This is a genomic window from Vibrio sp. 2132-1 (assembly GCF_033344315.1).
This window is the reverse complement of sequence record NZ_JAWPON010000572.1, coordinates 1-597: the sequence shown is the minus strand read 5'-3', so window position 1 is coordinate 597 and position 597 is coordinate 1. Positions and strand designations below refer to the sequence as shown.

General features: G+C 46.7%; 2 protein-coding genes. Both read left to right on the top strand.

The window, feature by feature from the left end; genetic code table 11:
- Positions 1–42 precede the first annotated feature (42 nt).
- Positions 43–354 (top strand): hypothetical protein, encoded by a 312-nt coding sequence (locus tag R8N47_RS26715; RefSeq protein ID WP_000338945.1) that lies wholly within the window; start codon positions 43–45, stop codon positions 352–354.
- A 173-nt stretch (positions 355–527) separates the two neighbouring features.
- Positions 528–597: AAA family ATPase (locus tag R8N47_RS26710; protein WP_318186301.1), on the top strand; the 70-nt coding region annotated here is incomplete at its 3' end.

The following is a 597-nucleotide window of genomic DNA, read 5'->3' as shown; positions in this document are numbered from 1 at the left end:
TATAAAAGATAAAAATGTCTTGTTTACAATAGAGTGGGATAAATGGACGCTAAAGAACTGAACCACATGATAGCTGAGGCCTACAGCCGGGATTTGCAAAAGCCTGAGCTGGTATCGTTCAAAGAGGTGAGTCGCTGGGGGCGTAAGTACGGTTTCCCCGTCGTATGCACTCTGGCCGATGAAAGTGAAGAAAAGCAGATTCACTGGGCTGCCAGTTTGCTCATTCAAGTAGCCGGTACTTGGCCGCGAGAAGATATGCCGGAATTGCTCACACCGGAACGGGGCTCCGCGCTGTTCAACGATGCGATGCAGTTATTGGCGAATGGGCTTGGAGCAGCAAATCAATTGCGCTGACAGCACAAACCTTGTCAATAAGCGGCCTTCATGGCCGTTTTTTTGTTTAAAGTTTGTTTTAACAGAACCATAATTAGATATTGCAGTATCATTTTATGATCGCTACAATCTTTCACATGTGAAAGTTTGGGGGTGGTCTTGATCACCTGCGAGAAACCAAAATAGAGGTGGGTATGGCAAAAGTAATCAGCTTCGCCAACCAGAAAGGCGGAGTGGGTAAGAGTACCCTCTGTATCCAGCAGG